The 24396-nt window shown below is 40.7% G+C and carries 23 protein-coding genes and 1 other RNA gene; 12 read left to right on the top strand and 12 right to left on the bottom strand.

Annotated elements, in window-relative coordinates:
• Positions 1 to 62: 62 nt before the first annotated feature.
• Both DCO44_RS11695 and DCO44_RS11690 read right to left on the bottom strand, forming a co-directional pair.
• Positions 63 to 1106 (bottom strand): YqaJ viral recombinase family protein, encoded by a 1044-nt coding sequence (locus tag DCO44_RS11695; RefSeq protein ID WP_116762083.1) that lies wholly within the window; start codon positions 1104 to 1106, stop codon positions 63 to 65.
• A gap of 144 nt (positions 1107 to 1250) precedes the next feature.
• Positions 1251 to 2297 (bottom strand): DUF932 domain-containing protein, encoded by a 1047-nt coding sequence (locus DCO44_RS11690; RefSeq protein WP_116762081.1) that lies wholly within the window; start codon positions 2295 to 2297, stop codon positions 1251 to 1253.
• 674 nt (positions 2298 to 2971) lie between these two features.
• Between DCO44_RS11690 and DCO44_RS16860 the strand changes: the two genes are divergently transcribed.
• From DCO44_RS16860 to DCO44_RS11670, 4 genes are read left to right on the top strand one after another with little or no spacing between them, the layout of a single operon-like run.
• Positions 2972 to 3229 carry a hypothetical protein gene (locus tag DCO44_RS16860; protein ID WP_116762079.1) on the top strand — a complete coding sequence of 86 codons (258 nt, stop codon included), beginning with the start codon at positions 2972 to 2974 and terminating at the stop codon, positions 3227 to 3229.
• Between the two features lie 3 nt (positions 3230 to 3232).
• Complete coding sequence (locus tag DCO44_RS16945; protein WP_265735817.1) at positions 3233 to 3364, top strand: hypothetical protein; 132 nt, start codon at positions 3233 to 3235, stop codon at positions 3362 to 3364.
• A complete protein-coding gene (locus DCO44_RS11675; RefSeq protein WP_116762077.1) occupies positions 3361 to 3585 on the top strand; it encodes a hypothetical protein in 225 nt (74 codons plus the stop codon). The genes DCO44_RS16945 and DCO44_RS11675 overlap by 4 nt, the downstream gene beginning before the upstream one ends.
• A gap of 27 nt (positions 3586 to 3612) precedes the next feature.
• Positions 3613 to 4143, top strand: a complete 531-nt coding sequence (locus tag DCO44_RS11670; RefSeq protein WP_116762075.1) for a hypothetical protein — start codon at positions 3613 to 3615, stop codon at positions 4141 to 4143.
• Positions 4144 to 4287: 144 nt separating this feature from the next.
• Here the strand turns inward: DCO44_RS11670 and DCO44_RS11665 are convergent, their stop codons facing one another.
• Entirely contained in the window at positions 4288 to 4593 is a 306-nt protein-coding gene (locus tag DCO44_RS11665; RefSeq protein ID WP_116762073.1) for a hypothetical protein, read from the bottom strand.
• Between the two features lie 102 nt (positions 4594 to 4695).
• Entirely contained in the window at positions 4696 to 5565 is an 870-nt protein-coding gene (locus DCO44_RS11660; protein WP_116762071.1) for a YagK/YfjJ domain-containing protein, read from the bottom strand.
• A gap of 581 nt (positions 5566 to 6146) precedes the next feature.
• Between DCO44_RS11660 and DCO44_RS11655 the strand changes: the two genes are divergently transcribed.
• Entirely contained in the window at positions 6147 to 7121 is a 975-nt protein-coding gene (locus DCO44_RS11655) for a hypothetical protein (protein WP_116762069.1), read from the top strand.
• Between the two features lie 83 nt (positions 7122 to 7204).
• Here the strand turns inward: DCO44_RS11655 and DCO44_RS11650 are convergent, their stop codons facing one another.
• Positions 7205 to 8341: a tyrosine-type recombinase/integrase gene (locus DCO44_RS11650; RefSeq protein ID WP_116762111.1), complete on the bottom strand. Its 1137-nt coding sequence runs from the start codon at positions 8339 to 8341 to the stop codon at positions 7205 to 7207.
• Between the two features lie 182 nt (positions 8342 to 8523).
• Positions 8524 to 8882: a transfer-messenger RNA gene (gene ssrA, locus DCO44_RS11645) on the bottom strand.
• Between the two features lie 129 nt (positions 8883 to 9011).
• Between ssrA and glpK the strand changes: the two genes are divergently transcribed.
• Positions 9012 to 10496: a glycerol kinase GlpK gene (gene glpK / locus DCO44_RS11640; protein WP_116762067.1), complete on the top strand. Its 1485-nt coding sequence runs from the start codon at positions 9012 to 9014 to the stop codon at positions 10494 to 10496.
• A gap of 46 nt (positions 10497 to 10542) precedes the next feature.
• Here the strand turns inward: glpK and DCO44_RS11635 are convergent, their stop codons facing one another.
• The 3 genes from DCO44_RS11635 to DCO44_RS11625 form a co-directional block, all read right to left on the bottom strand.
• Positions 10543 to 12066 (bottom strand): DHA2 family efflux MFS transporter permease subunit, encoded by a 1524-nt coding sequence (locus DCO44_RS11635; protein WP_116762065.1) that lies wholly within the window; start codon positions 12064 to 12066, stop codon positions 10543 to 10545.
• Between the two features lie 6 nt (positions 12067 to 12072).
• On the bottom strand, positions 12073 to 13206 hold the full coding sequence (locus DCO44_RS11630; protein WP_116762064.1) for an HlyD family efflux transporter periplasmic adaptor subunit: 1134 nt from the start codon (positions 13204 to 13206) through the stop codon (positions 12073 to 12075).
• Between the two features lie 274 nt (positions 13207 to 13480).
• A complete protein-coding gene (locus DCO44_RS11625; RefSeq protein ID WP_116762062.1) occupies positions 13481 to 13978 on the bottom strand; it encodes a thioesterase family protein in 498 nt (165 codons plus the stop codon).
• Between the two features lie 108 nt (positions 13979 to 14086).
• On the opposite strand from DCO44_RS11625, the gene hemB reads away from it, so the two are divergent.
• Both hemB and thiO read left to right on the top strand, forming a co-directional pair.
• Complete coding sequence (gene hemB, locus DCO44_RS11620) at positions 14087 to 15100, top strand: porphobilinogen synthase (RefSeq protein ID WP_044738220.1); 1014 nt, start codon at positions 14087 to 14089, stop codon at positions 15098 to 15100.
• 16 nt (positions 15101 to 15116) lie between these two features.
• On the top strand, positions 15117 to 16235 hold the full coding sequence (gene thiO, locus DCO44_RS11615) for a glycine oxidase ThiO (RefSeq protein ID WP_116762060.1): 1119 nt from the start codon (positions 15117 to 15119) through the stop codon (positions 16233 to 16235).
• 14 nt (positions 16236 to 16249) lie between these two features.
• On the opposite strand, the gene DCO44_RS11610 is transcribed toward thiO, so the two are convergent.
• Complete coding sequence (locus DCO44_RS11610) at positions 16250 to 17146, bottom strand: TIGR01777 family oxidoreductase (RefSeq protein ID WP_116762058.1); 897 nt, start codon at positions 17144 to 17146, stop codon at positions 16250 to 16252.
• Between the two features lie 67 nt (positions 17147 to 17213).
• Positions 17214 to 17660 carry an ABZJ_00895 family protein gene (locus DCO44_RS11605; RefSeq protein ID WP_116762056.1) on the bottom strand — a complete coding sequence of 149 codons (447 nt, stop codon included), beginning with the start codon at positions 17658 to 17660 and terminating at the stop codon, positions 17214 to 17216.
• A gap of 307 nt (positions 17661 to 17967) precedes the next feature.
• Between DCO44_RS11605 and DCO44_RS11600 the strand changes: the two genes are divergently transcribed.
• From DCO44_RS11600 to DCO44_RS11590, 3 genes are all read left to right on the top strand, one after another.
• On the top strand, positions 17968 to 18345 hold the full coding sequence (locus tag DCO44_RS11600) for a VOC family protein (protein WP_116762054.1): 378 nt from the start codon (positions 17968 to 17970) through the stop codon (positions 18343 to 18345).
• Positions 18346 to 18451: 106 nt separating this feature from the next.
• Positions 18452 to 19705 carry an exonuclease SbcCD subunit D gene (locus DCO44_RS11595; protein WP_116762052.1) on the top strand — a complete coding sequence of 418 codons (1254 nt, stop codon included), beginning with the start codon at positions 18452 to 18454 and terminating at the stop codon, positions 19703 to 19705.
• A gap of 9 nt (positions 19706 to 19714) precedes the next feature.
• The gene (locus DCO44_RS11590; protein ID WP_116762050.1) at positions 19715 to 23311 is read left to right on the top strand and encodes an AAA family ATPase; all 3597 of its coding nucleotides are present in this window, start codon (positions 19715 to 19717) and stop codon (positions 23309 to 23311) included.
• A 106-nt stretch (positions 23312 to 23417) separates the two neighbouring features.
• On the opposite strand, the gene fur is transcribed toward DCO44_RS11590, so the two are convergent.
• Positions 23418 to 23855: a ferric iron uptake transcriptional regulator gene (gene fur, locus DCO44_RS11585; RefSeq protein ID WP_116762048.1), complete on the bottom strand. Its 438-nt coding sequence runs from the start codon at positions 23853 to 23855 to the stop codon at positions 23418 to 23420.
• Between the two features lie 114 nt (positions 23856 to 23969).
• Here fur and DCO44_RS11580 point away from each other — a divergent pair, with 114 nt between their 5' ends.
• On the top strand, positions 23970 to 24368 hold the full coding sequence (locus tag DCO44_RS11580) for an outer membrane protein assembly factor BamE (protein ID WP_116762046.1): 399 nt from the start codon (positions 23970 to 23972) through the stop codon (positions 24366 to 24368).
• The last annotated feature ends 28 nt before the right edge of the window (positions 24369 to 24396 follow it).

The following is a 24396-nucleotide window of genomic DNA, read 5'->3' as shown; positions in this document are numbered from 1 at the left end:
CATGGGATTGCTGAGTGGAGCTTGATGTTCTGCTTGTGAATTACACTTAGGCTAAAGCAGCTTCAATCATCCTTGCTATAGATATTGAAACGTCTTGAACCTTGCTTAGTTTGTGGGAACTGATTCAGATATTCAGGATGTGATTTGAGTAAAGCCTTGCTGTCTAAGCTGGTCGAATCTTTAGCCTTTTTCCACGTCACTGAACCTGTTAAGAATGTTGCTCTTTCAGCATCTTGCATCTTGGCTTGTAGCTGATGCTTCAGCAGATCGAACTGCTCTTGATGCTTTTCAATTTGGCTTCGAGCTTGAAGCAATTGCTCAAATTGTTGATTGGCTTGCCCATCCTCTGATAGATCCGTGGTACTGAGAGGCACATGTTCAGGATAGAGGAGCTGTAAGGCTTTAGCTGCCGATTCACTGGCATCAGCTTCAGGCGGCGTATCATTTTCAACACACTCCCAGAAGTAACGCTCTGCATTGACGATATGCTGGATCACCGATTCAGAACGAGTGACTTTAAAAATCTTTGTTTCATGCCCACAAAGTAAGACACAAATATGCGCTGCTTGCTTGCCTGTGACTGCCAGTTGGTGTTGTACCTGACAGAGGACGTATAAAGGCACGCCATCTCGCCACAGTTTGGCCCCATATTCCCCTGCAGTTTTACATTCCAGAATTTGAACATCTGCACTCCCCACGACTGAGTAATCCAAGTTGGCCAACATGAAATGCTTGTCAGGTTCAGGGTGTTGTAGCACAGCATTGACTCGACGTACTTTATAGTTGGTGTGCATGCTGTAGTATTCAGCCACTAAAGGTTCAAGCTGTTTACCCCAGTACAAGGGTGCATATCCCTCGCTTTCATCTTCAATCGATTGTTGAATCCGTCCTGTTTTAATCATCCACAGTTCCAACATCGACATATAAGGATTGAGTCCACAGGCTGCGGCACAATCACTGCTACCGATACCTTGTCGACGTACTTCGAGCCATTCGGCTTGAGTCATATTCTTAGTCTCGACAAAACGTTTTGCTGTAAATAGTTTCGGACGGTCAGCATGAAGGTTTGGTCTGGTATGAGTTGGGTGAATCAATGCTGAGTTCATAAATAATTTCCTGTAATTGTTAAATTTTGGGCATAAAAAAAGCCACATCTGGAGATGTGGCAAAGAGGTGTCTGGATTGAGAGGGTTTTACAGGATCATATTGATCTCATGTCCTCATGTTAAATCTGGAATCTGAATCTAAACTTAAACAACTAAACGGAGTGCTTGTTCGAGTCCGCGTTGCTTAAGCCCTGCGCCTGCACCGAACCATGCAGAGTCCAATCGATGATCCTGACTCATAGCACGACGTTCGTGATCAGCAAATTCGGTGATACTGCATAGCAAACCATAAGCGGTATCTTTAGCTGAACTCAGTTCTGCCCCACGACCCTGTCCATTAAACATGCTCATGACTTTAGACATGGCACGTCCATTCGGTTCAGTTTTGTTTTCAGCTTTGATTGTGTGGTTGGCTTGTGATGCTACATTACGGTAGAACTGAATAATGCCTTCGTCCTGTTCGATTGGACTCAGGCTGGTATTGTTAAACACAGCATCGAAATAAGCTGCGGCTTCAGTCTGTGTAACTTTACGCTGACTGAGTTGTTTCATTTCATACATGTGTTCATCCCATGCACGGACTGAAATACCCAATTGCTGTTTGATCTTCTGGGCATCGAACTTGGTGCTGTGTGGCACTTTGACTACCCCTGCACTTGAGTTTTGTCCCTTTAAAGCAATCGCTAAAGTGTTATTACAAACCACGCGAATACTGGTGAATTGTGCTGTTGTAGCTAAGGTGCCATCGCAGGCAGTGGCTAAGAGAATGTAGCCATTGCTCACATCTTTACCTTTTAAGGCTGAGCTTTGTCCCGTTTTAGCCAATGCCCAGAATTTCTTCCCGCCTTTCAGTACCCCTGCGGTTTCTAATTCAAAACCTGATTGCTCAGTAAGATCACGATAGAATTCTAAAATCTGTTTCGGTTGCACTTCCTGATAACGCTGACTCACTACCGATAATGGTGCATGAGTATCAGAACGATAGAGTACTCGCTGTTCTTCATAAGGCATGATGATGCTTTGTCCACGATCATTTTTAGCCATATAACTGACATCTGACGATTCAATCCGCCAGTCCATACCCGCTTGTTGTGCCCAGACTTCAATGGGTTGGTTTTGGGTGAGTTGATTACCTAAGCCATGCCAAGGGGTTGCACCGACATAAGCCATTTGTTCAAGTTGATGTGCCATGATGTTTTCCTTTAAATCAAATGAATGCTGAACGTTCTTCAAACTAAATTTTGGGGCATAAAAAAGGCCTGCTGAGGGAGCAGGCCAAAGGGTTAATCCATTTCACTTGTAAAGTAAGATGGAGATTCATGTGGATGTTATATATCTGAAATTTATTTAATTCATGTCCATAAATTTTGACATCTTTTAATCGAAATCTACGACCAATCATTGACCCCTTTAAACTCTACGATTATGATTTGGGTGCTGGCCTACATTGCCAGTCGGTTTTAGCAGACCGTTTCCTAAGTGCACTAAAAGATTTTTTCTTTTGGTGTGTGCCCTCGTGCTCCCCTCTGCGGTAGGACGGGAGGGGGACACCTTCGGGTGTGCTGATTCTTAGGTTCAGTCTGCTAACCCCTTCTCGTTCTGCCACCATTATTTAGCAGTAATTTGGTAGAACTTCTTAAATACCTAAGGAGTCATAACCATGACTAAGCAGTACCTCTCACTTTTATTTTCTCTTAAGCCTTTGAATACCATCCCTTGGTCCTCGGCCTAAATTATAGATCCTATTTCAGCTTAATTTGCGCTAAAGACAGTTCCGTCCTTTGGATGGTCTACACTCGCCTTTTCTTTATGCAATCGGCTGAATCGATCTATTTCAAAACAGAACAATAAATTTGGGGGAACAAATGAAAACCTCGTTACTCATTACATCCATCACTTTCTCAGCACTCTTATTCTCAGGTTGTGCCAGTAAATCTGAACGGCAATTTATTAGTGGTTGCCAATCCACAGGAATGGAGCGTTCTACCTGTAAATGCGCGTATAAGAAGCTTGAAAGTAAATATGGTGAGGATGAACTCAAGAACAATCTTTACACCCTTCACCAAAGTGAAGCCTTTCAATACGACCTACTCCAAAGTGGTTTGCAATGCATGAAGGAGTAAGTCATGAGAACACTCGCTGGCATCATCTGCATCATCGTAGTCGTCTGTTTTTTAGGTCTGCCCTTTATTGCAATGATGATTGTATTTGGGTTGTTTTGTTTACTGGCTCAATTTGCATTTGGGGAAAATAAATGAATCCATCCATTAAGAGTTGGCTGATCCGTGGATACTTCATCATTGGTCTGCTCTTCACGCTCTATCAATCCATTTGGGGACAATACAGCTATAAGTCATTTGCCTATCACTTAGGGCAAGGTGTCATTTGGCCTGCTGTCATGTTTCCGTCGGTGGGCAAATTGATCGGTGGCATTTTGCTTCTATTAATTATCGGCGGTCTCGCCTTACGTTCCAAATAATGAAATACCTTTAAAATGAGAAACATCATGAATAAACATATCATCGCTATATTACTCACAACTTTTACAACTTCTGTTTTTGCTACTGATCACATGAGCATTAATGGAAAAACCGTAACCACGAGTGATACACGCTCAACACTCATTCAGAAATTTGGTCAACCTGAATCAGGAACAGCGCAATTCAGCAACTGGACCATCGGAAATCTAAGCCTTTATGCTAACTATAGTAAGCAAGGTCTAGCCCAGTTCAGCGTCAATCAGCTGAATACCTCACCAAGCAAAAATTTCATTAATATCGAAGGCAAAACGGTTTATCTAGGTAAGGACACCATCAAAACAGCAACGAGCAAATTTAAACACGCTTGTTTCAATTTTGATGAAGGTCGCCAAGGCTCAACCTATACCATGACACCTAAGACTACGGTAAAAAATAAACTCAATATTGTTCTTGAAACTACGGGCGATGCTTATGATGTTAAGACAATTTCCAATTTACCAATCAATGGGTTCTCGTTCACTCAAGATGCTGTAGCAGCGAATCATGGCTGTAAGTAAGTTAACATCGCTCTTTGATGAATTCTGAGTTAAAAAAGAAGTTGGTTGCTTTACCACTCACAATAATTTTACTTAGCTCATAGATAGGCCGATGAGAAATCATCGACCTATTTTTCTATTTGCCTAGAAAATCAACCTGCCTGCTTAATGATTAAAGCTACGTTGGCATTGTTCGCAATAAAACCCAATGGCAATTCCCGAATCAGAATGAGCCCGTTGCGTTTCCATCCAATATAAATACATCCCCTTCATTAAAATTTCAGCCAGTCCCAACCACCATGGCACAAAAGGTGGTCTTTTACAGAGTTGTTTAAACACTTGTATACCTAGCCCAAATTGAGCAGTAAACAAAGGTTGAGTATTCAACTGAGATGAAGGCTCTTTCGGGTGAGAGATAAACATACGATGTACGCGAGTAGACTGACAATAAGGACAATGCTTAAGCATCATTTACATCTCCAATGAAAAGTAAAAAAGGGCCTATATTCATAAGCCCCTGATCATTTGAACCATGATCTTCATGTGGATGATGTATGCCTGTATTATTTTCTATTAGCTAAAAGTCCGCATACGCTTTTTAGTTTTCACTCTTAAATGCTGCGATTCTTTTTCAGGGCGTACCAAATACTTCACGGTATTCAACATATTATTCACTTCATCCGAGTCTTTACGATGAATCATCCCAATGCCTAAACGGTTTCGATCTGAGAACTGCTTAAGGTACTCTGATGTGTGACAGTTAAAATGACAACCTAAACCCTCTGTAATATCACTCCAAAGCTTTCCAACTTGATCAGCAATCCAATATGCATTGCGATAGTCACTCCCCTTATAAACCAAGAGCAAATGACAATGATAGCCTTTGTCCTCTCCCTGCTCTAATGCCCATGCGGATGCAATCAATTTTTTAAAAACTGTATCCTGATCACGAAGTCGAGTGCGCAGTACATCCATATCATCCTTAAAATCCAAGATACCAACCTGATCTTGGAATTTAAGCGGATAAGCTAAATCAACACGGACCACTAAAATTCGTGAATATTTATCACTGATTTCTTGCATACGCTTAACAAGCGTCTTGGTATTTTCTGACTCACTATAACGATGATGACGTAATTGACGTTTATGTCTACGATAATGCCACTTGAAATCACGTTGAATATCTTTAAAAGAGATTTTTATTAAGCGCTCATATAAGCATTCAGGCTCATCTAAATACTCACCTAAATCCAATAACAGTTCACTCAGAGCCTCTATTGCAGGTACATAAGAATAATCAGGATTATAAATTTGATTTAACTGAATAAGCAGTTCTGTTAACTGATTATAAAAATTACGAGGCTTACGTTTCCTGATAGAGATATTTTCAACAAAATTTTCAATTTCGATCAAGATCTTTGATTCATTTACTGTATGGCACATGAGTGTTCCTTTTAATGGTTTAAAGCATAAAAGGAACTCTTCTGTAATTATTTACCATCAAGCAAATAAGTTAAATATAAATAATATTAATAACCACCAAAAAAATAACCAAAAAACCTAAGACTACCATATCAAAGATTTAAAAAAAATAATTAAATTGAAGCAATTTTTATCCGCACAAAATCAAAAATTAAAACCACATGGCTTAAATTCTATTAGATTATATAGTTCTTGAATTTTAAAGACCCATTTTTTCCATCCAACACATTTAACTCTTTATGAAAATAAGCATTCAAGAATATTTACTGTAAGTCATGAATTTTGTAGTTTCATCATACCCAGATCCTACCCTCCAAAACTGAGTAGTTCCGTTATCACATCCTCTAGCACTTCAAAGAGTACAAGAAACTTACTGTTAATCAGGAATTACTAAGAAATTTTAACAAAAAAAAGAGCAATTTTATCCATAAACTACTATTGAATATGCACTCATTCAAAATTTAAAACACTTAAAACACCACAAAAATTTATGTATAATTACTCTAAAAATACTACAAGATTTGCTACACAAGGAGATATAAATGTCAGGTTTTGAGTTAGATATTCACGAAGTTAAGGGTCTAGATATTCAGGATGAGGACGTTGAAAAAACTATTGATAAAATACCAGACGAAGAATTGACGAAATCGATTAAGGCAACCCTAGGAAAATATCGTGATGAAGATCTTATTTGGATTTCTATAGAATTTCTGCGCTTTAAAGAAGACATTAAACATGGCCCCCAAAAAAAATATACTAAGCTTAATGATTTAAAACACTTTTCTAGTTTCGATGAAATTAAAAATAATCTAATTAACTCAATAAAAAAATTAAAATCAAAAGAAAATATCGAGAATTTTCTAGAAAAAATTAATAATAAGAAAGATACATTCTCAAAAATACTCACTGACATCAAAAAAAATCAAAGATTATGTATGTTCGCATTCAATTATGTAAAATCTGATAAAAAAGATTTTTTTAATTTTGAATATGAGAAACCAATATATCTCCATCTCGCACACTGGTATTTTACAAACAATCTCAACACATATAGGAAAGATCGAAAACTCGAAAATGCTATTGAGTATTTCAACAATGAGATTTTAATAAAAGAAAAAAACTGCTCAAAAAAATTCCAAGATGAAACTTTCCTCAGTTGGGCATACTTATATTTAAAAAGAGTTGATTATTATTTTAAAAATATAAATTACATACCGACAAATAAAAACCATTACCAACTGTTAATAACAGCATATCTTGATTATTTATTCTTCTATGATTATATCCTACATGAAAATACAATCAATAAACTTAATAAGGCATGGAGTCAAAAAAAATTTAGAGACGGAGATAAAGTAAGAAAACCTCACCATCTACCTCTAACAAAGAAGGCTAAGGCAGAACTTGAAGAACTATCAGCTTTCAAAAAACTGTCAGAATCTGAGATGTTAGAGCAACTCATCCACCAAATATTTCTTAAGGAAATGTGTGACGAGAAAGAGAATTGTAAATATTAAGTGTATATTTGATTTGGTAAAATTTTCAAAATATGTAGAGACTTTTATGTTCAAAGAGAGTCTCTACATGAATTTCATCCTTATTAAAAACACCACTTTCTTACTTGTTCCCCATACCACTCCATAATTTTTATACGTTCATCCCAATATTGCGCACGATTATAGGCTGATCGAATTCTATTTTGAGGGACATGGGCAAGCTGACGCTCAATCGCGTCAGGATTAAACAAATTAGACTCATTTACGACTGTACTAAATAGTGATCTAAATCCATGTGTAGTCATTCGACCGGCATAACCTGAACGCTTAATAACTGCCAAAATAGATTCACTACGCATCGATTCTTTATTACTTAGACGATGAGGAAAAAGTAATTCCTGATTATGGGTAAGTCTTAAAGCTTTCAGTACCTCAATCATCATGTCTGTCAACGGCACACGATGCGGAAGACGATTCTTCATACGTTCTTCAGGGATATCCCACTTACGGCCTTCCAGATCAAATTCTTCCCAGCGTGCTTGCAGTAACTCACTTACTCGAACGCCTGTAAGCATAATTAGGACAATGGCATGGTGTGTTTGAGCATCAGCAGGATAAGCCTTAATACGTCTGAGAAACTCAGGCATTTCAGCGGCAGATAAAGAGGCTAAGTTTTTAACCCTTTTATTCTTAAGGGCATAAACCAAATCACCGGCAGGATTATCGTAACGATAGCCATGAGCAATGGCATATTTCATCACCATCCCACAACGAGATAAAGTACGTTTGGCTACTTCAAGTGAGCCTCTCGCCTCAATCTTTTTTATGATCTGCAAAATTTCAGGTGCTTGAATTTGATTAATACGCTTATTTTCTAATGAAAGATATAATTCATCCAGAGATGCTCTGACATTGCTAATATGTTTTGGTGACCACGTTTCCTTCTGATTCTCAAACCAATCTTCAGCTACTTCTTTAAAGAAAGGCTTTATATCCTCATGAAGTACTGATTTTGAATGTTTATACTTAAGTTCATAAGCCATTTCTCTAGCTTTTTTCAAACTAAGTTCTGGGTATGGTCCTAGTGACTCAGATTGACGCTGCCCATGAACGGTATAGCGGACATTCCAATACTTCTGACCTTTAGTTGTAATAATCAGTGATAAACCATGTGAATCTGATAGACGATATTGCTTGTCTTTCGGTTGAGCTTTTCTACATTCTGCATCTGTGAGTGACATATCTTTAACCAGAATTTGTTGTGTTAATTTCTGGGTAAATTTTGCCAATTTTTACCCACACAAAGCAAAAATAGGATCAAATCGCTTAGGACAGTATCGGACAATACAGCCAATAAAAAAGCCCTTAAACATTGAGTTTAAAGGCTTTTTTAGATTCCGACGGATTACTTCGGAAAGAATTTTGGTGGAGGTGGCGGGAGTTGAACCCGCGTCCGCCAGCACTACGCTCGAGAATACTACATGCTTAGATATCGTCTATTGTTTTAACTCTTTGTGACCCGACGAACAGGGTACAAATCGCGATCCTCTTAATTTAGTACAAAACCCCGAGGCTTGGTTTTATACGGACTTGTGTGCGTGCGCTTCAGTCGGACTCTCTAACCACAAGTATTCGGAGAGGCGGACAAGCTGCCCTTAGGCAGCTAGAGCGTATGATTCGTCGTTTGCGACTAAAAAATGCAAATTTGATTTACGAGAGAAAATGCGCTCTCGACATGCATCTATGAGTTTCATCACCAGCGTCGAAGCCAGAAACACCCCCAAAGTGTATAGCAATCATAACATAAATATCGAAAATTACGAGGTAATTTCACAGTATTTACAGAAGCAACTGCGTTCTATTACATTATTGCGGTAATCTTTCATATTTCAAGAGTTAAAAAATAAAAACATGAGCTATTTACTTGCACTTGATCAAGGAACAACCTCGAGTAGAGCCATTATTTTTGATGAACAAGGAAAAATCTACGCAACAGCTCAACGTGAAACTCAAATTCGTACCCCTCATTCAGGTTGGGTCGAGCAAGATGCCCAAGAAATCTGGAGCACTCAAATTGCTGTGGTGCAACAAGCCATCGCCTCGGCACATCTCTTTGCAAAGGATATTAAAGCCATTGGGGTAACTAACCAACGTGAAACGACTGTGGTTTGGGACAAACGTACTGGCATTCCACTTGCACCAGCCATTGTTTGGCAAGACCGTCGTGCAACTGCATGGTGTGATCAACTCACCAAACGCAACTTGTTAGCCATCATTCACAAAAAAACAGGCTTAAGAATCGATCCGTATTTTAGTGCAGGTAAACTGGTTTGGTTACTTGAAAATGTCGATGGCTTAAGAACTCTGGCAAATCAAGGACATGTTGCTTTTGGCACGATTGATAGTTGGCTGGTTTGGAATCTCACGCGTGGCGCAGAACATGTGATTGAAGCCAGTAACGCCTCGCGTACCATGCTCATGAATTTGGCAAGCCAACAATGGGATGAAGAGTTATTAGAATTATTCAACATCCCTGCTTCAGTGCTTCCAACCATCATTTCGTCAGATCGTTACATTGCCAATACTGCCTCAGGATTATTGGGTGCAGAAATTCCAATTGCAGGAATTTTAGGGGATCAGCAATCGGCACTGTTTGGACAATCTTGTTTTGAGGCAGGCACTGCGAAGAATACCTATGGTACAGGTTGCTTCATGTTGTTTAATACGGGTGACCAAATTCAATACAGCCAAAATCAATTGCTCACCACACTGGCTTGGCAATGTCACCAACAAAATACCTTTGCACTGGAAGGCAGTGTATTTATGGCAGGCGCGATTGTGCAATGGCTCAGAGATGGGCTCGGGATTATTCAGCACAGTTCAGAAGTTGAAAAACTTGCCTGCCAAGTACAAGATTCTGACGGCGTCGTGTTGGTTCCTGCATTCACAGGATTAGGCGCGCCACATTGGGACAGTAATGCGCGTGCATTGCTCTGTGGTATGTCACGAGGAACCTCAAAGGCACATATCGCCCGAGCTGCATTAGAATCCATTGCCTTTCAGGTTTCTGATGTTCTAAATGCCATGCAAGCTGATATCACACATCCCTTAAAAGAGTTAAGAGTTGATGGTGGTGCCAGTCACAATGATATGTTGATGCAATTTCAAGCCGATATGCTCAATGTCCCTGTGCTACGCCCTAAAATGCTGGAATCTACGGCATGGGGTGCGGCTGCAATGGCAGGATTGAAGATGGGGATTTTTTCTAATGTTTCTGAGGTTGCTGCATCTTGGCAATTGGATCGAATGTTCGAGCCTAAAATGTCGGAAGATCAGCGTCAGCAACATTTACATCAATGGCGTACAGCATTAAAACGAGCAAAATCTGAAATTTAGATTTTTGAGCACCGCGAATATTCTATTGCGGTGCTCGGGCTAAAGCTTAATGACTCGGTCCTGTGACTTTGGTTTTCGGTTTAGGTGCAAGCCAAATCAATAAACTTGCCACAACAAACACCAAGGTTAAGATAAAGAAAACATGATCGACCGACATGGTCATGGCTTCTTTGTCGACCAAGTTAGAAATTACTCCTAAAGCCGTTTCATGAGTCATACCATTTTGTATGAGCGTATTTTGGACTTCACTGGTGTGCAAATTTGCGACCATTTCAGTCCGTGCCACTTTGGCATGGTCATCCCAAATGGTTACGGCGATGGAAGCCCCAATGGCACCTGCCATGGTTCTTAAGAAGTTCATTAAGCCGGCAGCCGAAGCCATTTCTTGTGGCAAGACTGAACCCAGTGCAATATTCGACAATGGAATAAAGAAGAATGGTACAGCAAAACCTTGTAATATCTGAGGCATTGCCAAAGTCATAAAGTCGGCATCGGTCACCCAAAAGGCACGCATCAAGGTTACAATCCCCATCAGCAGCAAGCCAAAACTGGCTAAAGCACGCGGATCATGCTTGTTTGCCAGTTTTGCCACAATCGGTGACATGGTCAAACTACCAAAGCCCATGGTGGCAGTCAGATAACCCGCCCACGTCGCGGTGTAGCCCAAATTCATCTGTACCCACTGTGGAATTAAGACAATACTGGCAAAAAAGCCACCAAAAGCAAACGCCAAGGACAACACTGAAACGCTAAAACCGCGATAACGGAAAATTGCAATATTCACAATCGGGTGCTGCTCAGTCAGCTCCCAGATGATAAATGCGATTAAACCAATGACCGTAATGACTGCAAGGAAGCAAATAAAAGTACTGTTAAACCAGTCATTTTCATGCCCCAAATCGAGCATGAGCTGTAAAGCCCCAATCCAGAGCACCAATAAACCTAAACCTATGGCGTCAATCGGCAAACGGAATTTATCTGTTTCTGCAGGTTTTAATAAACGTATTGCCGCTAAGGCACAAATAATACCGACGGGAATATTGATAAAGAAAATCCAGTGCCATGACCAATTATCACTAATCGAACCGCCCAGAATTGGACCTAAAATTGGACCGACGACCGTAGTCATGGCCCACATACCCATCGCCTGAGATTGTTTTTCAGGTGGGAAAATACGCATGAGCAAGGTCTGACTGAGCGGCATAATCGGACCACCAAACAGCCCCTGACCAATACGGCAAAACACCAACATTTCTAAACTGGTGGATAATCCACACAAAACTGAAAAAGTGGTGAAACCAATCAGGCTAATCACAAATAATCGTACTGTTCCGAAACGTCCTGCCAGCCAACCAGTCAAAGGCACACAGATTGCTTCTGCAACTGCATAAGAGGTAATCACCCAAGTGCCCTGCGAGCTTGAAACGGCCAAACTCCCAGTAATATGCGGAACCGAGACATTGGCAATGGTCATGTCGAGCACCACCATAAAGTTCGCCAATGCCAGTACAAAGGCAGCGAGCATTAAGCGGCTACCTTGTAAATCACCAAAAGGACGATACTGGTTCATAAGAAATTACTTCGAACGCAAATCGATTTTGGCTTCCATTGAAAGTCCAACACGTAGCGGATGTTTCGCCAACTCTTGTGAATCAAGGGCAATTCGGACAGGTAAACGTTGTACCACTTTAATCCAGTTACCCGTCGCATTTTGCGCAGGAATGAGGGCAAAAGCAGCACCCGTTCCGCCAGAGAATCCCTGAACCGTACCGTGAAACTCAACAGCATCCCCATACAGGTCAGAAACTAAACTGACTTTTTGCCCTGCACGAACTTTTTCTAACTGGCTTTCTTTGAAATTGGCATCGACATAGAGTTGTGACACAGGTACGACCATCATCATCACAGTACCAGGGGCAACACGTTGACCCACTTGAATATTTCGGCGTGTCACTACCCCATCAAGCGGAGCTTTAATTTGAGTACGCTCTAAATCCAGAAGAGCTTGTTTTAATTTGGTTTCGGCAATCAATACATCAGGGGTTGAGTTCTCATTACTGTCCTGAATCAAGGCATCATTAGCCGCCAAAGTACTTTGTGCTGCTTTTTGATTTGATTTTGCTTGGGCCAAAGTCGCTTGTGAAACCACCAAACTTGCTTGTGCATTTTCTACTGCAATTTGTGCCGTACTTAATTCTTCTTTAGAAATAGCACCCGAAGTACTCAGTTGTTGACGGCGTAGCAATTCTTTTTCCGCCTTGCCTAAATCCACTTGTGCCTTTTGCACCTGTGCCTCAGCGCTGTGAATACCATCATCACTCACAAAGACTTGTGAATTCAATGCACTACTGTTGGCGCGGGTTTGCTTGTATTGACGTTTGGCTTTGGTGAGTTCTGCCTGTGCTGCGGCAACTGCGATTTTGGCATCGCGATCATCAATTTGAACCAGCACATCACCTTGTTTAACAGTTTGTGTATCTTTAACCAAAACTTGTTGTACTTGACCATTCACCATTGAGGTAATTGAAGCTGTTTCTGCACCAACATAGGCATTGTCCGTACTGACAAAATGGTTTAAAAATAATGCCCAAACTGCATAAACCACGGCAATAATCGCCAGTATTGTTCCAAATATCGCAAAGGACTTTTTACGTTTAGCTTGCATATTTGCGGCATTCGATTGTGGTGGAATCGTTGAAGCTTCTGTCATCGTTTCTTCCTTCAGCCAGACAGACTTGGTCACCACAAAATCTACAACTCAAACAGTTTTTTACTTATTTTTAAAAACTGAAGATTCGTGTCGATGAGAAAGTCATTTCTTTAATATAAATTTGGCTGGGAATTTTAAATAAAAAACTCATGATATGAGAAATGATTTTTTAGACTGATTGGTTTATTAATTGATTTAAGCCACCATTATCATGGCAGCTTAAAACTTATTTTGAGAGAACTGTTCAAACAAAATAATTTACTTTTCAACTACTTTAGAACGCATAAGACGCTATCGCCGTCGCAATTTCTTTATCTTCATCGTTTACCAAAGTCATACGCATGGTGCAGCCTTTACGCCCTAAGCGTAAGGTTTCTGCACGGGCAACAAAGAATTTACCGCGCCCAGGGGCTAAATAATCGACTCGCATATCCACAGTTGCCAAACGCGTCACTTTCTTAATGGTGTCAGGCAATTGCTCAGGTTCAGCGCGTTTATACAGCTCACCCATTGCCACGATTCCCCCAACGCTGTCTAGAATTGTCGCGGCAACACCACCATGTAGAATTTGAAAAGCGACATTTCCAATCATGTACGGCTGCATTTCAATATAGCCTTCAATCTGCTGATCGACCACGCGCATCGTCATACCATTATGGGAGAAAAATGGCGAACTATTAAAGGCATGACACAATTGCTGTAAGACCACATCAATATCAACTTTCGAACCCAAGTGGATCCCTCCCGTCCATTTCTTTTCCATATCGCTCATAAATTACTCAAACACCTAAAATTTTGAAAAAACGACCGCATTTTGCCCCTAAAGCTATGTGATGGGTCTACAATACTGCCTAGTTTAATACTGATCAGTGAGATTGTTATGACTTATACGTTCAATCGCCCAGCATTTCCTGCCACCCGTATGCGTCGTATTCGAAAGAATGACCAATTACGCGCCATGGTTCGGGAAACTCAACTCACGACTGATCACTTGATTTATCCTGTATTTGTACTGCCAGGTCAAAACCAAACCCAAGATATTCCAAGCATGCCGAAGATTCAGCGCCTTTCTGCTGATCTATTATTAAAAAAAGCGGAAACGTTATTAGAACTGGGTGTGTCTAAATTGGCACTGTTCCCTGTTACGCCACAAGAAGATAAAAGTTTAACGGCTGAAGCAGCATGGCGCGACGATGGCTTAGTGCAAAATACCGTTCGCTTACTCAAAAAAGAATTGCCTGAAATGGTGCTGATTACCGATGGTGCCCTCGACCCCTACACTACCCACGGACAAGATGGCATTATTGATGACACAGGTTATGTTCTGAATGACGAAACCGTCGAATGCCTCATTAAACAAGCTTTGAGTCATGCAGAAGCAGGTGCAGATGTCGTTGCACCGAGTGACATGATGGATGGTCGTATTGGTGCTATTCGCCATGCTTTAGAGGCCAATGGACATATCTATACCAATATCATGGCATATTCGGCAAAATATGCATCGAGCTTCTATGGTCCATTCCGTGATGCGGTTGGGTCTGCCAGCAACCTAAAAGGTGGCAATAAATACAATTACCAAATGGATGTCGGTAACCGCGCCGAAGCCTTACATGAAATTGCACTGGATATTCAGGAAGGTGCAGACATGGTGATTGTTAAACCAGGAATGCCGTACTTAGACATCGTGCGTGAAGTCAAAGATACCTTTGGTATTCCAACTTTTGTTTATCAAGTCAGTGGTGAATACGCGATGTTAGCGGGTGCCATTCAAAATGGTTGGTTATCCGATCAAGTCATTATTGAATCCTTGATGAGCTGTCGTCGTGCGGGTGCTGATGGGATTTGGACGTATTTCGCGGAAGAAGCAGCGCTTAAACTCAAAGCCATGAACTAATCGATCTCAAATTTTTATGAATATCGTCATTATTGGTGCTGGCATTAGTGGCCTATTGTCAGCTTTAGAACTGGTCGAACAAGGCTGTCAGGTCAGTATTTATAACCAAAGCTATGCAGGGCAAGCCTCATGGGCAGGTGGCGGTATTCTTTCCCCAATGTATCCTTGGCGCTATCCTCGTGCGGTCAATCACTTGGCGCAACATGGTAAAGCCCTATACCAAACATGGAATGAAAAATTACAGCCAGTCACAGGGATTGATTTTCAGATTCATGAAACAGGCATGTTAATTTTGGATGAAGCCGATTTTGAAGTCGGTTTAAATTATAAAACTCAATTCCAAGACCCCATGCAGCACTGCGAATACTTGCAGCGTGAACAATTAGAGCTAGTCAATCCGCAGCTTTCCGAACAGTTTCAACATGCGATTTACTTTCCAGAAATCGCCAATGTACGCAATCCTCGACTCTTACAATCTCTGCGGAATTATTTAGAACAACATCCGAAGGTTCAATTTTTCGACCAAACACCGATTCACAAGTTTCAGATTCAACAAGACAAAGTTCAATATGTAGAAACTGAAACAGGACAAAAAGTCTATGCCGATCAATTCGTGCTAACAACAGGTGCTTGGTCTGGTTTATGGTCAGCACAACTGGGTTTGGAACTACCCGTTCGCCCAGTACAAGGGCAAATGGCGCTGATTAAAACTCCTGCCCACTGGTTACCAACCATGTGTATGAGTCGAGTCATGTATCTCATTCCACGGATGGATGGTCATATTGTCTGTGGTTCCAGCATGCAAGAGTGTGGGTTCAATGCCGAAACCACTGAGCAGATTCAACAGAATATTTTAGAAGCTGCTTATGAAATGGTGCCTGAGTTAGCCCAATTCCCTGTAGTGCAAAAATGGGCTGGTTTACGCCCAAGTTCACCCGAAGGTATTCCCTATATTGGTCAACTACCTCATCTCAACAATGTCTGGGTCAATTTGGGACATTTTAGAAACGGTTTATGTATGGGGCCTGCTTCGGCACAACTGTTACGTCAGCTTATGTTGAAGCAGCCAACATATGTGAATGCGGCGACTTATAGCCCTGCACAATTGCTCAAACCTGAAATAATGACCAGTTAAAACACTGCTCCACATCAAAGCAAATCATTTAATGCTTCTTTTAAAGTCGGAAACTTGAACTCAAACCCTGCTTGTTGAAGGGCTTTGGGTTGCACAAATTGACCATTTAAAATCAATTGTGATTGCTCCCCCAATAGACTTTTAAAAACCCAAGCGGGCATACTTAGCAAAGGATGTCGTTTTAAACTGACTGCTGCAATATTCACAAATTGACTCTGTGTCACTTTTTCTGGCGCTACCACATTAAAGACTTTTTGTTCAGTCTCATGGGTCAGAATAAACTCCATCGCACGTAGTACATCCTGAATGTGTACCCAAACCACGGGCTGCCGCCCATGGCCAATACGTCCGACCAGATTCCACTTAATTGGAAACAGCATTTTGGGCAAAATGCCACCGCCACGTCCAAACACAATACCTAAACGCATAATCTTGGTATTTTGTTGAGTATCTGCCAACGCTGCCTGTTCCCACTGTTGGCAAAGTTGCGACATAAAAATGTTTTGAGCAGGTGATTCTTCTGTACAAACTTGCTGCCATTGCTCCAAAGCATCAATACCGTAGTATCCCACCGCAGAACCCGACAAAATACATTTCGGGAAAATTTGCCGTTGTTGTAAATAACGGTACAAGGCTTCTGTCATTTTCACTCGACTTTGAATTAACTTCTGCTTACGTTGTTCACTCCATCGACCTTCGGCGATACTTTCCCCTGCCAAATTGATGACATAATCAATGGTTTGATGTTGCAGTTCATCAAAGTGCTGAACCCAACTTAAATCAGGATGCGTTTGAGCTTGTGGTTTCCTTGAAATCCCAATGACTTGAAAATCTCGTTTTAATAAATAAGGCACTAAATAAGAACCAATAAACCCAGAAGCTCCAGTAATCAACACCACAGGCTTGTACATAAAACAATCTCTTGGTTAGATGATTTATCTATAAATGAGAAAGACAATAAATACAAGCTTATGTGCATTAACCCAACATTTTGTCTACCATACGTTGTGCTTGAGCACCATAAAACCAATAAGTTAAAAGATATAATGGAATGGCAATCAGCAAGAACATCATCAATACCACTGCCATAAATTGCGGTTGTTGCAAATACAACAACAAGTCTTGCCAAATCGTTGGATTGCTACGTGAGAAGAAATAAATTCCGCCCAGTAAACCCAACAAGTTATAACCCCAGAAAATCAGACTAAAACCTAGCGTCAACTGTTTACGTTCTGCTTGCGTTGGAGCACGCTTTTGCTGTTTCAGGAATTTAAATAATACCCAGATCATTGCCACCAAATAAGGCACTATGGTAAGTATACTCCCCATCCCTCTTGGCATTAATGCTGCCAACACACCGCAAATACATGTGAACAGAAAGCACAGTACAAAAAACCAAATAAAATAGCGGCGCAGTGGTATCATGAGTACAGCTCAACAAGGGCAAAACGCTATTATAAAAAAAAATTCAAACTTTTTTCATTTTCTTGTCAACCAATTCAAACTTGTCCACGTTATTAAGAGTACAAGGTTCGAAACCGTCAATTTGTACCGGCATCCACAATATTTTCGGCGACCTTCTACCAAAAGCAATAAGCTTGGCGTGAACGTTAAACTTTTAAAACAGCAGCTTAAAAGTTTGATGTATCCACCGTTTTTTGACCGACGATTTCATCATCACTCGAATCGTCGGTCTTTATTTTTCAGAACAATAAAAATAGGAATGAAGGTCATGCAACCTTTGGTCTACTTTGAAATTCAATCGTCAAACCCTGAACGTGATCTTCAATTTTACCAAGCGATCTTTGGTTGGACATTTACCAAGGTTGCAGGTCTACCCATCGAATATTATCAAATTGATACAGCGAATCTACATGGCGGTTTATTAAAGCGTCCCGTGGAAACGCCACCGACACATTGTGGTACCAATGCGTTTACGTGTTCCATTCAAGTCGAAGATTTTGATGCAACGGCTGAAAAAATCTTGGCGCTGGGTGGACAAGAAGCCATGCCCAAATTCGCTATTCCAAATAAATGCTGGCAAGGCTATTTTATCGACCCAGATCACAACACTTTTGGCTTGGTACAACTCGATCCAAACGCGGCTTAAAGGATGATTTTCTTGCGACTAAAACCGTCGCCTTAATCATCTACTGCATATCTGGGCATGTAAAATATGCTAAGTTATACACGGTATTTTCACGCTTTGAGATCACATGACTGTTCGCTTTTTTCATACTTCTGACTGGCACTTGGGACAATTTTTTTATAACCACTCCCGTCAGTATGAACACGAACAGTTTTTAACGTGGTTAGTCGATCAAATTAAATTAAAACAGCCACATGCACTACTTATTGCAGGGGATATTTTTGATGTGATTAACCCCGCATCCAGTGCGCAAAAGCAACTTTATCAATTTTTGGCAGATGTACATGCGGTGGCTCCGCACATGCAAACCCTCATGATTGCAGGGAACCATGACTCGGGTTATCGTATTGAACAGGTGGAACCACTGTTATCTAAATACAATGCCAAAGCTGTTGGGGTCATTCATAAAAATACCGAAGGACAGCTCGATTTAAATCGTTTACTCATTCCAATTTATAATGAACAACAGCAGATTGTGGCTTGGTGCTTAAGCCTGCCATTTTTACGTCCTGCCGAAATTACAGGAATCAATGAGCAAACCAGTGACAGCAAAGCTGCTATCACCCATTTACATCAACAGCTCATTTCGGCAGCCAAACAACGTAAAACGAATGATCAGGCCCTAATCCTGATGTCGCATGCCCATATGCAAGGTGCGGAAACCTCAGACTCAGAACGCCCGATTATTATTGGCAATGAAGAAGCACTTTCAACGGCGCTGTTTGATGAGGTAATTGATTATGTGGCATTAGGTCATTTGCATAAACCGCAAAAGGTTGGACAAGACCATATTCGTTATAGTGGCTCTCCCATTCCATTGTCCTTCAGTGAAGTCAATTACAAACACCAAGTCTTAGAAATTACCATCGATCCACAACTCGAACCTCCAGAACGTTTACAGCTTGAAGTATTGCCTATTCCACGCAGTATTGCTCTCCATCGCATTCGCGGCGAAATGCATGATGTATTGCAACAACTTAGCAATTTAGCGACAGGTGAAATAGAAGATATTGATCAACGTGAATATGTCGACATTGAATATCATAGCTTGACGCCTCCACCTCCCAATTTACGCCAGCAATTTGAACAGGCGTTACCTGAAAATCGCTATCGTTTGGTCCGAATTTCACGCCAATATTTATCTTCAGAACAAGATGCCTCGAATGCGCAAAGCATACAGCTTGAACCGCCGACCCCTGTACAACTGTTCCAAAATGTATGGGAAAAACAAGGTTATGCTGCCGATGATGATGTCCTAAATGATTTTATGAGTTTGGTACACGAAGCAGAAAAAACTTTAGAAGACGAACAAAACGGTTAAAGGGTTGCCATGAAAATTTTATCTATTCGAATTAAAAATCTGGCATCTCTCGCGGGTGAACATCTGATTGATTTTGATGCTGAACCGCTAGCCAGTGCAGGTTTAATCGCTATTGTAGGTAAAACAGGTGCGGGGAAATCTACTATTTTAGATGCCATGTGTTTAGCGCTATTCAATAAAATTCCACGCCTAAAAGACAGTGATGGTAAGTTACTCGATAGTGATGGCTCAGAATTACTGACCAATTCGCCACTCACGGTTTTGCGTCGTGGTACGGGGCATGGTTTTGCCGAATTATGTTTTATCGCACAAGACCAAAAATGTTATTTGGCACGATGGGAAGTCAAACGCGCACGTGAAAGTGCTTCGGGCAAACTTCAAAATGTACAACGCTATTTAAAATGCTTAACTGACAATGTGGTGATTGCCGATAAAAGTAAAGCGGTAGAAACCCATATTCAACAGATTACCCAACTCAGTTTTGAACAATTTACCCGTGCAGTGTTATTGGCACAGTCTGAAGTGACTGCTTTTTTAAAAGCCCGCGACAATGAGCGGGGCGAATTATTGGAATATCTAACCAATTCCAGCATTTTCGGTAAAATTGGACAACTGGCTTATGAAAAAACCAAATCGATTGCAACACAACGCAAGGAACTGGAAAATGTTTTAGGTCATATTGAAATTCGCTCCGAAGAAGAAATTACAGCGCTACGCACTCAATATGAAACTGCACAACAGCATTATCAAAAACTCGAGCAGGAAAAATCACAGTATCTTCAACAACAGCAATGGTTTACGCAACTGTATAAATTAGAACAAGATATTGTGCTTAAACAGCAACAGTATGAAACCCAACTACAAGCACATACAGCCTTAGCACAAGATCGCCAACAACTGAGCCAACTCGAAACTTTTTCTGCGATACGCCCCGTTGTCTTTCAGCAACAACAAATTCTAAACAGCCTGCAACAGCTTGAACCACAAATTCAGCAACAACAACAGCACTTTACTGCCCTAGTCACTCAATTTGAACAAGAGAAAAATCAGTTTAACCAAGCTGAAACAGCATTGCACCAATTACAAGATTTCGAACGACAACATCAGCAAGAACTGGGTGATGTTCGTAAATATGTACAAGAACGTGACTATATTGCCGATGAATATAAAAAGACCAAAAGTCGTTTGCAACAATTGGATATGCAGCAGCAACCTTTACTCGAACAGCAACAGCAATTTGAACAACAATTACAACACTTGATCACACAACAGCAATTTTGTGCAACTCAACTGCAAAATAGCGATCAGTTTGCAACTTTAGATCAAAGTTTAAATGCTCATCTTCAGCAACTCATGCAATTTATTCAACACTATCAAAAAGTTGAAAATACTTTAGGCAATATCCTGCAAGCACAGCAACAGCTTGATCAAGACAAAATTCTGCTACAAAAATTAGTCGCAGAATTTGGGACGACGGCTCAAATTGAAACGCAACGAGAACAACAACAGAAAAACAAAGAGCAACAACTCTCTCGACTCAATCAACTGGATTCAACTCAGCAAAAACTGGAGTATTTCTTTACCTTAACCGATGAAATCCTGAATCTGACGGACAAATTGCACAGCATTCAACAACAGCAGCAACAACTTCAGCAAAGCACCAAACAAGCAGAAATCGAGTTTCAGGCGGCAAAAGAGGAACGAGAAAAATTACAAAGTTTCTTACAACAACAGCGCTTGTTACATACCGAAAATATTGAACATTTACGTGCAGCATTAACACAAGGGGAAGCCTGCCTCGTCTGTGGCAGTACAGAACACCCCTATCGTGATGATGAAAATCTAGTCTCGAAGGCATTGTATGAACTGCAACAACAGCAAGAACAACAGGCGATTCAACAGGAACAACAATGTCTACAGCTTTGGCAAACAGCTCAACAACAACTGACTCAAATGAGCGCCGAGCACGTCCAACTGCAACATTCATTACAACAACTCAATGAAAAATCAGAACGACAAAAAAATGAATTACAACAACATCTCGCACTATCCGAGCTAGTTCTAGATTTAACTCATCCTCAACAGGAAATCTTGACTACACTACAACATTGCCTTGCAGAAAGTACTCAGCTTAAACAGCAGGCGGAACTGGATTTACAACGGCTCAATCAAGCACATAAAGATCAGTCGCAACTGGCACAACGTATTCAACACAATACCCATCAACTGGCATCTGTACAGCAATGGCAACAGCAAATTCAGCAGATTATTGATTGTCTAGCGCCACATGAACAAGCTGCATGGGTCGAGCATCCGCTGTCTACAGCACAACAAACAATGCAGTATTTACAACAACGTGCGCAGCAAATTGAACAGCGTGATCGCTTCAATAAGCAAAAAGAACAAACTGAACAACAACTGAATATTCTCAAAGTAAATCTCAGCAGTTTGACTGTTCAGCACATCGAGTTCGGGCAACAACTGAAAGAGGTTGAAGCCAAAGGGAAGCACAATGCTGAAGCAGCTCGGCAACTCATTATCAACATGACTGGCTCAACCGAGCTTAAAGCCAATGAATGGCTTCAGCAGCATGATCAACAACGTCAACAGCTACAACAGCAATACCAACAGCTCAAACTCAGTTTTGAACAGGCGCGTCAAAACTTCGAACAACACAAAAATGCCTTGGAACAATTGAAAGCACAACAGCAGCAACAGCTCCATGCACTGGAGCAAGCTCAAACAGAAATTTCAAGGTGGTTAACGCAGCACAGTGAATTTTCCGAGCCTCGCTTAAAAATGCTGCTTGCGATTTCCTCAACTCAGGAACAACAACTGCGTTTATCCTTGCAACAGGCAGATCGTCAATTGAGCGAAGCTGCCTATGCATTGAAAACACTGCAAAACCAATTACATGAACATCAGCAATATCAATCCAAGACCAATCATGATCAATTGTTGCAGTTACTTGAACAAAATGCTGTGCAATTACAACAACTAACTGAACACCGTGATCAACTCAAATTATCACTGGAATTACATCAGCAAAATTTAGCCAAGCAGCAGCAATTCGCAGCCCAAATACAACAAATTCAGCAACAGGAACATCGTTGGGCTAAAATTTCGGGCTTGATGGGTGATGCCACAGGGAAAAAGTTCCGCGATTTAGCACAACAATATCACCTCGATATTTTAATCGAATATGCCAACCAACAATTGGCGCTACTGTCACAACGTTATACCCTAAAACGCTTGGATAACTCGCTCAGTCTCGCCATTATTGACCATGATATGGATGGTGAAACTCGTTCGGTTTCTTCTCTTTCAGGAGGAGAATCTTTCCTGACCGCTTTGGCTTTATCCTTAGCTATTGCCAATATGGCGGCAGGCTCGATGAAAATTGAATCGCTATTCATTGATGAGGGTTTTGGCACTTTAGATGCTTCATCTTTACACATGGTGATGAATGCATTTGACCAATTACAAAATCAAGGACGCAAAGTGGTTCTCATTTCACATATTCAAGAAATGCATGAGCGCATTCCTGTTCAAATTCAGGTACAGCCAATAGGTTCTGGTTCTAGCCGTATTCAAATTGTGTCTTAATTGGCTATGCGTAACCTTCTGTCAATTTAAAATTTACTCCCATCAAACAATAAAAAAGGCTTCATTTAGAAGCCTTTTTTTATGTTCATCAAGTGATTAAGTTACATTACTTTTTACGTAATGCATCCTGACATTCTTGCTCATCACAGTAGCCATACAGATTTAATGAATGACCTGTTAAAGTAAAGTTATGTTTTTCTGCCACTGTATGTTGTTCATGTTCAATAACTTCGTTAGTAAATTCAACAACTTTATTACAATTTTGGCATACAAGGTGATCGTGGTGATCATCTTGCATAATTTCAAAAACAGAATGATTATTTTCAAAATGGTGACGCTGAATAATACCAGCAGCTTCGAATTGCGTTAACACGCGATAAACAGTTGCTAAACCGACATCTTCACCCTGTTCGAGTAAAGTCTTATAGATATCTTCCGCGCTTAAATGATGTTGTTTTGAATTTTCTAATAATTCTAATATTTTAATTCGTGGAAGTGTAACTTTAAGTCCAGCTTTGCGTAAGTCTTGGTTTGAAATAGGCATGTAAAAAGGTCTCTCTCAACAAATTTAAAGTTGGAATATGCAACAAAGTTAAGATGCAGTATGATCTATCCGTGGATCAAATGCATCAAAATTAATTTGGGATAGTGTAGCAAAATGCAAAAAATCATGTTGACGTTATTCGTCACTTCACTGCTCGCGGGCTGTTCGACCTTGGGCGTTTATAAAGTAGATATTCCTCAAGGAACACCATTAACACAAGCCCAAGCCTCAAAAATCCAAGTCGGCATGAGTCACCAACAAGTGCGTTTCTTACTCGGTAGTCCAACGATTACAGATCCATTGAATCCATTACGATGGGACTACGTCTACAATTATATCCCAGGAACTTATGCTAAAAAAGCCAAGATTCCAGCAGCGCATGGTCAGCATTTGAAAATTTACTTCGATCAAAACGGTATTGTGAACAAAATTGAGGGTCTAGAAACGATTCCAGAATCACAACCTGGTTTACCTGGATCGAAAGAAGCGATTTTAACTGCGCCCCCACTATAGACGCTTTAAAATAAAAAGAAACCCCTCA

The organism is Acinetobacter sp. AM, from assembly GCF_003105055.1.
Classification (GTDB): Bacteria; Pseudomonadota; Gammaproteobacteria; order Pseudomonadales; family Moraxellaceae; genus Acinetobacter; species Acinetobacter tibetensis.
The sequence above is the reverse complement of the archived record's forward strand: the minus strand, read 5'-3'. Positions and strand labels throughout refer to the sequence as shown.

What these genes read in the sequence shown, in the direction of transcription:
- DCO44_RS11605 (WP_116762056.1), bottom strand. Translation starts at nt 17,660, where the DNA reads ATGATACCACTGCGCCGCTATTTTATTTGGTTTTTTGTACTGTGCTTT.
- DCO44_RS11580 (WP_116762046.1), top strand. Translation starts at nt 23,970, where the DNA reads ATGCAAAAAATCATGTTGACGTTATTCGTCACTTCACTGCTCGCGGGC.
- hemB (WP_044738220.1), top strand. Translation starts at nt 14,087, where the DNA reads ATGACTTATACGTTCAATCGCCCAGCATTTCCTGCCACCCGTATGCGT.
- DCO44_RS11625 (WP_116762062.1), bottom strand. Translation starts at nt 13,978, where the DNA reads ATGAGCGATATGGAAAAGAAATGGACGGGAGGGATCCACTTGGGTTCG.
- DCO44_RS11635 (WP_116762065.1), bottom strand. Translation starts at nt 12,066, where the DNA reads ATGAACCAGTATCGTCCTTTTGGTGATTTACAAGGTAGCCGCTTAATG.
- glpK (WP_116762067.1), top strand. Translation starts at nt 9,012, where the DNA reads ATGAGCTATTTACTTGCACTTGATCAAGGAACAACCTCGAGTAGAGCC.
- thiO (WP_116762060.1), top strand. Translation starts at nt 15,117, where the DNA reads ATGAATATCGTCATTATTGGTGCTGGCATTAGTGGCCTATTGTCAGCT.
- fur (WP_116762048.1), bottom strand. Translation starts at nt 23,855, where the DNA reads ATGCCTATTTCAAACCAAGACTTACGCAAAGCTGGACTTAAAGTTACA.
- DCO44_RS16945 (WP_265735817.1), top strand. Translation starts at nt 3,233, where the DNA reads ATGAGAACACTCGCTGGCATCATCTGCATCATCGTAGTCGTCTGTTTT.
- DCO44_RS11630 (WP_116762064.1), bottom strand. Translation starts at nt 13,206, where the DNA reads ATGACAGAAGCTTCAACGATTCCACCACAATCGAATGCCGCAAATATG.
- DCO44_RS11650 (WP_116762111.1), bottom strand. Translation starts at nt 8,341, where the DNA reads ATGTCACTCACAGATGCAGAATGTAGAAAAGCTCAACCGAAAGACAAG.
- DCO44_RS11675 (WP_116762077.1), top strand. Translation starts at nt 3,361, where the DNA reads ATGAATCCATCCATTAAGAGTTGGCTGATCCGTGGATACTTCATCATT.
- DCO44_RS11690 (WP_116762081.1), bottom strand. Translation starts at nt 2,297, where the DNA reads ATGGCACATCAACTTGAACAAATGGCTTATGTCGGTGCAACCCCTTGG.
- DCO44_RS11665 (WP_116762073.1), bottom strand. Translation starts at nt 4,593, where the DNA reads ATGATGCTTAAGCATTGTCCTTATTGTCAGTCTACTCGCGTACATCGT.
- DCO44_RS11660 (WP_116762071.1), bottom strand. Translation starts at nt 5,565, where the DNA reads ATGTGCCATACAGTAAATGAATCAAAGATCTTGATCGAAATTGAAAAT.
- DCO44_RS11595 (WP_116762052.1), top strand. Translation starts at nt 18,452, where the DNA reads ATGACTGTTCGCTTTTTTCATACTTCTGACTGGCACTTGGGACAATTT.
- DCO44_RS11600 (WP_116762054.1), top strand. Translation starts at nt 17,968, where the DNA reads ATGCAACCTTTGGTCTACTTTGAAATTCAATCGTCAAACCCTGAACGT.
- DCO44_RS11590 (WP_116762050.1), top strand. Translation starts at nt 19,715, where the DNA reads ATGAAAATTTTATCTATTCGAATTAAAAATCTGGCATCTCTCGCGGGT.
- DCO44_RS11610 (WP_116762058.1), bottom strand. Translation starts at nt 17,146, where the DNA reads ATGTACAAGCCTGTGGTGTTGATTACTGGAGCTTCTGGGTTTATTGGT.
- DCO44_RS11670 (WP_116762075.1), top strand. Translation starts at nt 3,613, where the DNA reads ATGAATAAACATATCATCGCTATATTACTCACAACTTTTACAACTTCT.
- DCO44_RS11695 (WP_116762083.1), bottom strand. Translation starts at nt 1,106, where the DNA reads ATGAACTCAGCATTGATTCACCCAACTCATACCAGACCAAACCTTCAT.
- DCO44_RS16860 (WP_116762079.1), top strand. Translation starts at nt 2,972, where the DNA reads ATGAAAACCTCGTTACTCATTACATCCATCACTTTCTCAGCACTCTTA.
- DCO44_RS11655 (WP_116762069.1), top strand. Translation starts at nt 6,147, where the DNA reads ATGTCAGGTTTTGAGTTAGATATTCACGAAGTTAAGGGTCTAGATATT.